The organism is Paraburkholderia sp., assembly GCF_036488505.1.
GTDB lineage: Bacteria > Pseudomonadota > Gammaproteobacteria > Burkholderiales > Burkholderiaceae > Paraburkholderia.
On record NZ_DASXHN010000281.1, the window covers coordinates 1 to 8,551 of the forward strand.

An 8,551-nucleotide genomic window follows, 5' to 3' on the forward strand; every position below is an offset into this window, starting at 1 on the left:
CGACGGATCCGATGGTGAGCACACACAACTTGCAATGGGATAACGCGTTAACCACTAGGAAAATTATCGATTGGAGGTCTTCAACTGGCCGCAAACTACAAGCGCACGGCCACGAGGTGAGCGAGAATGGACCGCCCGGCAGCGGACGTCACCCACTCGCCGCCGACGTGCTCTTCTTGCCTGAATCGCGCACGATGATGCGTCTTCGTGCATTTCGAGATCGAGGTCATGCGGCCGTAACGGAGGCAAGGCATGTGTCCTGTAATCGTCGATGGAGCGGAACAGCAGCGCCTGAACGAAGCACGTGTGGCGCAAGCGCCGTGGAAGAAGTGGGGGCCGTACCTTAGCGAACGGCAATGGGGAACGGTTCGCGAGGATTACAGCGAAAACGGCGACGCGTGGAATTATTTCACCCATGAGCATTCCCGCTCGCGCGCCTACAGGTGGGGAGAAGATGGACTCGGTGGACTATGCGACGACCATCAGCAGTTGTGCTTTGCGCTGGCGCTGTGGAACGAGCGTGACGCAATCCTGAAGGAACGCCTGTTCGGTCTCACGAATAGCGAAGGCAACCATGGCGAGGACGTAAAGGAGTATTACTTCTACGTCGACAGCACGCCCACGCACTCGTACATGAAGTATCTGTACAAGTATCCGCAGCGGGAATATCCGTACCGCGACCTGGTCGAGACGAACCGGCAACGATCGCGCGACGAACTCGAGTACGAGCTGATCGATACCGGTGTGTTCGACGATGACCGGTATTTCGATGTATTCGTCGAATACGCGAAGGCGGGCCCGGAAGACATCCTCATGCGCATCACCGTGCATAACCGCGCACGGGAAGACGCGCGGCTGCGGGTCATGCCGACGCTGTGGTTTCGCAATACCTGGTCATGGGGCCAGGACGAGCGTAAACCCTCGCTGTGCGAAGCGGGGCCCAGCGTCATTCGCGCGACGCATCATGAACTAGGCGAATACTGGCTCCATTGCGAAGGCGCGACGGAAGTGCTCTTCACGGAAAACGAAAGCAACGCACAGCGTCTATGGAATCAACCTAACGCGTCACCGTATGTCAAGGATGCGTTCCACGCGTACGTCGTTGCCGGGCAGCGTGACGCGGTAAATCCCGCAAAAACCGGCACCAAGGCCGCAGCCCATTACGCGTGCGACGTACCCGGCGGCGGCAGCGCGACCATCCGCTTGCGCCTGACCGCGGGCAAGCTGGACCATGCGTTCGACGGCTTCGAGAACATTTTCAACGACCGCATTGCCGAGGCCGACGCGTTTTACAAGCGCATTACCCCGGAGTCACTGAGCGAGGATCAGCGCCGTGTCCACCGTCAGGCTTTGGCGGGCATGCTGTGGGGCAAGCAGTACTACTACTTCGATCTGGAGCGCTGGCTGCGCGAGCACAAGAGTCACCCGTTGCTGGAAGCCGCCCCGCATGAAGTACGCAATACCGAGTGGTTCCACATGTTGAACGCCGACGTGATCTCGATGCCGGACAAGTGGGAGTATCCATGGTATGCGGCCTGGGACCTCGCCTTTCATACGGTCTCCCTCGCTCTGGTCGATTTCGATTTTGCGAAGGAGCAGTTACTGCTGATGCTGCGAATCCTGTATGTGCACCCAAGCGGCCAGATCCCGGCCTACGAGTGGAACTTCAGTGACGTCAATCCGCCGGTGCATGCCGCCGCCACCCTTTGGCTCTACAAGTATGAGAAAGCGCTGGGACGCGCCGACCCGCGCTTCCTGGAGCGCTCGTTTCAGGGTTTGATGCTGAACTTCAACTGGTGGCTCAACCGTAAGGACCCATCGGGCCGCAACGTCTTTGCCGGGGGTTTTCTGGGACTGGACAACATCGGTCTGTTCGATCGCAGCGCGCGGCTTCCAACCGGCGGAGCGCTCGAACAGGCGGACGGCACCGCCTGGATGGCGTTTTATTGCCAGAGCATGCTGGAGATGGCCATCATTCTGACCGAGTACGACCCGATGTACGAGGAGATCGCGTTCAAGTTCGTTCAGCACTTCATGTGGATCGCCTATGCGATGGACCGGCCGGGCGAGAACGCGGACGAGATGTGGGACGAACAGGACGGATTCTTCTACGATCTGCTGCGGCTGCCCGATGGCCAGACGATGCGTCTGAAGGTGAGGTCGATGGTCGGCTTGCTGCCCCTGTGCGCGTCGACCGTTTTCGAGGCCGATTCGGTGTCGCGCTGTCCGAAACTGCTGGAACTGATCACGCAATTTCGCGCGCGTTACCCGGAACTGGTTGCCCACGTGGCCCCAATGCAGAGCGGCTTCACCGGTCATGGCGAACGCAGGCTCCTGTCGATCCTCAATCGGCGCAAGCTCGAACGCGTGCTCGGCTACCTGCTCGACGAAAACGAATTCTTGGGGCCGCACGGCATCCGTTCGCTGTCGCGCTATCACCTCGATCATCCGTACGTGCTCAATATCGGTGGGCTCGACTACACCGTGCAGTATCTGCCCGCCGAATCGAATACCGGCATGTTTGGTGGCAACTCCAACTGGCGAGGCCCGGTGTGGATGCCGGTCAATCTGCTGATCGTCAGGGCGTTGATGAATCTCTATGGCTTTTTCGGCGATGAGTTCAAGGTTCAATGCCCGACCGGGTCGGGGCCGCACATGACACTGTTCGAGGTGGCGCACGAAATTGTCCGGCGGCTCACGGGTACGTTTTTGCGCGATGAGGATGGCAAGCGCCCGGTCTACGGCGGCACCGGCAAGTTCCAGGACGATCCGCACTGGCGCGACCTGATCCTGTTCTACGAGTATTTCCACGGCGACAACGGTGCAGGTTTGGGTGCCAGCCACCAGACCGGCTGGACGGGTCTGGTCGCACCGTTGCTCGGTCTGTTCGGGCGTGTCGACGCGCGAACCGTTCTCGAAAGCGACCGCTGGCGCGTGATGGCCGGGGCCGTCGGGCAACAGGTGGACGGGGAACGAGGGGGCGAATCTGTCGCGACGCCGGGGTGACCGTGCGCATCAACGGAAGAAAACGGTGAGAGGACGAATCCGAGATCGCACGAACAGCTACTTTGCGGCCGACATATTCAGTCGTGCGGCCGGTCTGGATGCGCTTCAGCAAGGCATCGAAGTGCCAGCGCTCCGAGTCTGCGGGCCGATTCGTCATCTAATGGAGCTTCCGGCGTTTCAGGAATATCGACGAACATCGCCCGATCCAGGGTTGACCGAATCGCACGACGCGACACGTTGCTCATTTTGAGCGTATTCGTCTCGTCATCGTAGATAAAGACGACAGCAAGGTCTTCGACCATCAATAGCCTCTGCACTGATTGTGTGTTTCAAAAGCACGCTGTTGGCCATTCGCTTCGATCGCGCCGGCGAATTTCGGCGGCAGCCGGCCAGGTTCGGTGGCGCGCACCGCGGCCGGCTCGGCAAACGCACGCGTCGCCTGCACTGAGTAGCGAAGGCCGTTTTGAAATCCATAGTCGCCCGTTAGTAAGGCGACATCGAAATGTCTTCCCGCCGGCGCCTGCCGTTGCGTGATGTCCGGCGCTCATCGACGATGAATATGCATGCTCAATGAATGCATGCCGACACACTACTTCTTTTTCGAACATTACCTGCAATGACTGAATACACGCTACACCGCCGCGCAGCCGTCGCGCTGCGGGCCAATTATCCCAATAATCGGGTATTCGTTGTCCGGGCAGTCGAATAGTCGGACTAGTTAGGGGTATACATGGATTAGGAGCCGCAACCGCATTGCATTAACATTTTTTTCGGTACCGCATGGCGCACATCGAGCGCATTCAAATCGGGGTTGCACGTCTCCACGCCCTAGTCCCGCGCTGCCCAGCGCACTCTCGGTGCCGCCCAGCAACTGCACGCGATCGACTCAATGTCGACCACATCGACCAACGAAGAAAAGAGCCGGAGGAAGTGATGGCACAGCAACGGGATGACGACCAGGAACGCGGCAACGAAAGTTTCAGTGCGCGGCGGCGCGGGCTGATGCAGGGCGCGGGATTGGGCGCGGCGCTTTCGCTGATGGGCGCGCTAGGCGGCACGGGCGGACTGATCGGCACCGCGCAGGCGGCCGAGGCGGCTTTCCCGTCGCACAAGAAGTGGAAGATCGTGTTCGTCAATCACGTCACCACCAACCCGTTTTTCGTGCCCACGCAGTACGGCATCCAGGATGCATGCTCGCTGCTCGGCATGGATTATCAGTGGACCGGCTCGGCCACGTCGGACGCGGGTGAAATGGTTCGCGCGGTGAATTCCGCGATTGCCGCGAAGGCCGACGCGATCGCCGTGCCGATCGTCGACCCGAGCGCTTTCGACAAGCCGATTCAGGCCGCGCTCGACGCCGGCATTCCGGTGTTCGCCTATAACGCCGACGCGCCGCGCGGCAAGAAGAGTCCGCGCCTCGCCTACATCGGCCAGGATCTGTACCTGTCGGGCTATCAGATGGGCGAGCGCATCGTGAGCCTCATCGACAGCGGGATGGTCGCGCTGTTCATCGCGACGCCGGGGCAGCTCAACATCCAGCCGCGCCTGGATGGCGCAAGCGACGCAATCAAGAAGTCCGGCAAGAAAATCGACATCCAGACGGTGGCCACCGGCGCGACAGTCAACGAAGAGCTGTCGAAGATCAAGTCGTTCTATCTCGGCCACCAGGACCTGAAAGGCATGTTCGCGGTCGATGCCGGCAGCACGCAGGGCGTCGCGCAACTGATGAAGGAATCGAACCTGCCGTCGAAGGGCGTGCACGGCGGCGGCTTCGATCTGCTGCCGGCCACGGTGCAGCTCATTCACGAAGGTTTCCTCGACTTCACGATCGACCAGCAGCCGTACGTGCAGGGCTTCTATACGGTGATGCAGGCATTCGTGACGCTGGCCTCCGGCGGCCTGGTCGGGCCGGCCGACACCAACACGGGCCTGAAATTCGTGACGAAGGACACCGTCGAGCCGTATCTGAACACGTCGACGCGTTATGAAGGCAAGACCACCAAGCCGCAGATCGTTCCGATGCACGGCGCAATCAAGTCGTAATGAACACCGTGGACGAAACCAGCAAGATCGAAGCGGACCGCGCGCGCCGGCGCGCGGGCGTTTCATTCACATCACACTGGGCGGCCGAGCTGCGCATCCTGCTCGTGGCCGTGTTACTGGCCGCCTACTTCGAATTCGCGAACCACGATTTCCTGCTCACCAACGCGAGTCTCGTCAACCTGTCGCAGTTCATCGCGCCGGTGGCGATCATCGCGTTCGGCGAAATCATGTTGATGATCGGCGGGGACATCGATCTTTCGGCCGGCATGGTGTTCGCGTTCGCGCCGTTCATGATGGTGTTCGCCAGCGACGCCGGCGCGCCGATGTGGCTCGCCGTGATCGCGGGGCTGGTGGCCGCGGCGGTCATCGGCTTCGTGAACGGCGCGGTGACGGTGTGGCTGAGGCTGCCGTCGTTCGTCACCACGCTCGGCACGCTGTTCCTGATCAACGGCATCACGCTCACCGTGTCGCGCGGCACGCCGGCGCCCACGCCGGGGTCGCCAACGTTTTCCGCGTTCATGGGTGCGTGGGGCTACAGCGAGATCATCTGGACTCTGGCACTCGCATTCGTGATGCATGTGTTGCTGCGGCATACGCGCTGGGGTCTGCATACGCAGGCCGCGGGCGCCAATCCGATTGGCGCAAGCGAGGCCGGGATTCAGGTGAACCGGCTGCGCCTCGGCAACTTCATCATCGCCGCGGTGCTCGCGGGCTTCACCGGCATTCTCGAGGCCTTTCGCATTACGTCGATCGATCCGCAAGCGGGCGGCAACCAGATCATGTTCCTCGCGGTGGCGGCCGCCGTGATCGGCGGCACGCCGCTGACCGGCGGCTCGGGCACGATCGTCGGTGGGCTGATCGGCGCGGCGGTGCTAGGCATTCTCAACGACGGCTTCACGCTGATCGGCATCAACGCGTTCACGTTCAACATTATTCTTGGCGCCGCGATTCTGGCGGCGATGATTTTCAACATTCACGTTGGACGCATTCGCCGCAAGGGAGGGCGTTGATGGACGAACCTCAAAGCGCGTCGCCGGGCCAGAACGCCACTTCCGATGCACCGCTCGCGTTGCGTGGCGATAGCCTCGTCAAACGTTTCGGCGCGGTGACCGCGCTCGACGGCGTGTCGCTCACGCTCGGCAAGGGCGAAATTCTCGGCGTACTCGGCGACAACGGCGCGGGCAAGTCGACGCTCGTAAAAATTCTCACCGGCTTTCATCAGCAAACGGACGGCACGCTGTACGTCGACGGCCAGCAAACGTTGCTGCGTTCGGTCGATCATGCGCGTTCGCTCGGCATCGAATGCGTGTATCAGGATCTCGCGCTCGCGAATTCGTTGAGCATTTACCACAACATGTTCCTGAATCGCGAGATCGTGCGGCGGGGGCCATTCAGGCTGCTCGACCACAAGCAGATGCGCGAGCGCGCCGCGCAATGCCTCGACGACATCGGCGTGCACGTGCCTTCGGTGGACTTGCCGGTGGAGCGCCTGTCGGGCGGCCAGCGCCAGGCCATCGCGGTGGCGCGCGCCGTGCATTCGAATGCGAAGATTCTGCTGCTCGACGAACCGCTCGCCGCGATGGGCGCGCGCGAGGCGGGCTTGATCATCGACTTGCTGATGCGGCTGAAAGAAAAAGGCGGCCTGTCGATCATCATGATCATGCACAACTATGCGCAGACGCTCGATATCGCCGATCGCATCATGTTGATGCAGCGAGGCCGCGTGACGTATGAACAAAGGAGCGCGCTGACCTCGGTGGCGGAGTTGATGGATATCGTGCGGCGCGAATACCGGGCGATGCGCACCGCTGGCGCGCAGTGAGCGGGTCGATCCAGGGGGTATACCGCACGCCGGCATCATGTCCGACTTATTGCTGAGTCAAGCCGCCCCATCCCGCGACAACCCCATCACCGCCTGCAAGATCGCCGCGCGCGCCTGGCCAAGAATCAAACCGCGCCAGACGTCATCCTCGCAATAGAAGCCACTACGGATCTCCGCGCGAATTGCGCCGATCTGCTGCGGGTCCGCGTCCGGATGTTGACGCACCCAGCTATCGGCACGCAGCCGGTGCAGCATGTCGACAAGTGGAACGGTGCCGTATTCGATCGCGATCGCGGTCGTACGTGCCTGCGTGCACGTGCGGCGAAGCGTGTCGAGCACCGGCCCGGCGACATTGGCCGCGACCGATGTGCCGTCGAGCGGACTCGTCACGTCGGCGCCCCACCACGCGCGCGCGCGTTGCAACTCCCGCGCGCCGAGCTGGCCGACGCAGATTTTCTCGCCGTGTCCATACGGACCGAGCCCGGTATGAAAATCGATCCAACCGATGCTGTCGCACGCTGCGCCATATTTTTCGAGCAGCGTCTGTAGCAGACGCGTGCTCCACGTTGCATGCGCGCCGCCGAAGAACATTCCGTCCGCATGCCGGTACTGTCCGATGGTCAGCGCCTGCTGATACGCGTGTTCGCCGCGTTCGTCGATGTACTTCGCGATCGCCGCCGCGTTCTGCTGCGAGGGCGGCCACTGCGGCGGTACCAGCAAAGCGTGCAGATCGTCGTACGCGGGATTGACCGGCAACGGCTTCGAAAAATCGATGCTGTTGCGGTTCAGATCGACGTTGTCTTCATTGGTGCGGCTCAGATGCGAAAAGCCGTACGGATTGATCGCATGCACGACCAGAATCGCCACGTTCAGCTTGTCGAGCAGCGCGTGCAACGGCCGGTCGTGCAATAGCGCGACCTGCGCAGCCGAGCCGCAAAATCCCTCGACGCCATGCGTGCCCGAAGTCAGCACCAGCAAGCGGCGCGCGTTGTGCGGACCGAGGCGCACGACGTCGGTGGCGAGTTCCTCGCCTTCGAGGCCGCGCTGACCCGGAAGCACATGGCTTTCGATGTAGGCGTGCGTATCCGCGGCGGACCGCTGGTACAACCGCCGCGCGTTCAGATACGACGAAGCGAAATACGACGATGGATTCATTGCATCTCCAGAAAGCGCGTGCGGCAACGATACGGACGCGGACCCCGACAACAACGATCAGGCCGGCGTCAGGAACGATTCTGTCAGACGCACCCAATACGTCGAGCCGAGCGACAGCACGTCGTCATTGAAATCGTAGCTGGTGTTGTGCAGCATGCACGGCCCGAGCCCGTGGCCATGGTCGCGGTGCGCGCCGTCGCCGTTGCCGATGTACGCATAGCAGCCCGGCTTTTCGAGCAGCATGAACGAGAAGTCTTCGGCGCCCATCGTCGGATCGATGTTCGTTTCGACGTGGTCTTTGCCGACCACTTCCTGCATCACGCCGAGCGCGAAATGCGTTTCCTTTTCCGTATTGACGGTCGGCGGATAGTTGCGCCTGAACGAGAACTCGACGCTGCAGCCATAGGCGAGCGCGGTCGCTTCGGCGAGCTGCTTCATGCGGGTTTCGATCAGGTCGAGCACGTCCACCGAGAACGTGCGCACCGTGCCGGCAAGCGTCGCCGTATCGGGAATCACGTTGACGGC

The 8,551-nt window shown here is 61.7% G+C and carries 7 protein-coding genes; 4 read left to right on the forward strand and 3 right to left on the reverse strand.

Annotation, left to right across the window (positions count from 1 at the left end):
* The first annotated feature begins 252 nt into the window (after positions 1 to 252).
* Positions 253 to 3,006: an MGH1-like glycoside hydrolase domain-containing protein gene (locus VGH68_RS16870; protein WP_331604796.1), complete on the forward strand. Its 2,754-nt coding sequence runs from the start codon at positions 253 to 255 to the stop codon at positions 3,004 to 3,006.
* A gap of 77 nt (positions 3,007 to 3,083) precedes the next feature.
* Here VGH68_RS16870 and VGH68_RS16875 read toward each other — a convergent pair whose 3' ends face one another.
* Positions 3,084 to 3,308 carry a hypothetical protein gene (locus VGH68_RS16875; protein ID WP_331604798.1) on the reverse strand — a complete coding sequence of 75 codons (225 nt, stop codon included), beginning with the start codon at positions 3,306 to 3,308 and terminating at the stop codon, positions 3,084 to 3,086.
* A gap of 631 nt (positions 3,309 to 3,939) precedes the next feature.
* Between VGH68_RS16875 and VGH68_RS16880 the strand changes: the two genes are divergently transcribed.
* Genes VGH68_RS16880 through VGH68_RS16890 form a run of 3 tightly spaced genes read left to right on the forward strand, consistent with a single transcriptional unit; the run spans position 3,940 to position 6,871 of the window.
* Entirely contained in the window at positions 3,940 to 5,049 is a 1,110-nt protein-coding gene (locus VGH68_RS16880) for a sugar ABC transporter substrate-binding protein (RefSeq protein WP_331604799.1), read from the forward strand.
* The gene (locus VGH68_RS16885) at positions 5,049 to 6,059 is read left to right on the forward strand and encodes an ABC transporter permease (RefSeq protein ID WP_331604800.1); all 1,011 of its coding nucleotides are present in this window, start codon (positions 5,049 to 5,051) and stop codon (positions 6,057 to 6,059) included. The genes VGH68_RS16880 and VGH68_RS16885 overlap by 1 nt, the downstream gene beginning before the upstream one ends.
* Positions 6,059 to 6,871, forward strand: coding sequence for an ATP-binding cassette domain-containing protein (locus VGH68_RS16890; protein WP_331604801.1), 813 nt, complete (start codon positions 6,059 to 6,061; stop codon positions 6,869 to 6,871). Before VGH68_RS16885 ends, VGH68_RS16890 begins: the two co-directional genes overlap by 1 nt.
* Positions 6,872 to 6,928: 57 nt before the next feature.
* Here the strand turns inward: VGH68_RS16890 and VGH68_RS16895 are convergent, their stop codons facing one another.
* Together VGH68_RS16895 and VGH68_RS16900 are read right to left on the reverse strand one after the other, a co-directional pair.
* On the reverse strand, positions 6,929 to 8,026 hold the full coding sequence (locus VGH68_RS16895; RefSeq protein WP_331604802.1) for a M14 family metallopeptidase: 1,098 nt from the start codon (positions 8,024 to 8,026) through the stop codon (positions 6,929 to 6,931).
* Positions 8,027 to 8,083: 57 nt separating this feature from the next.
* Positions 8,084 to 8,551: M20/M25/M40 family metallo-hydrolase (locus VGH68_RS16900; protein ID WP_331604804.1), on the reverse strand; the 468-nt coding region annotated here is incomplete at its 5' end.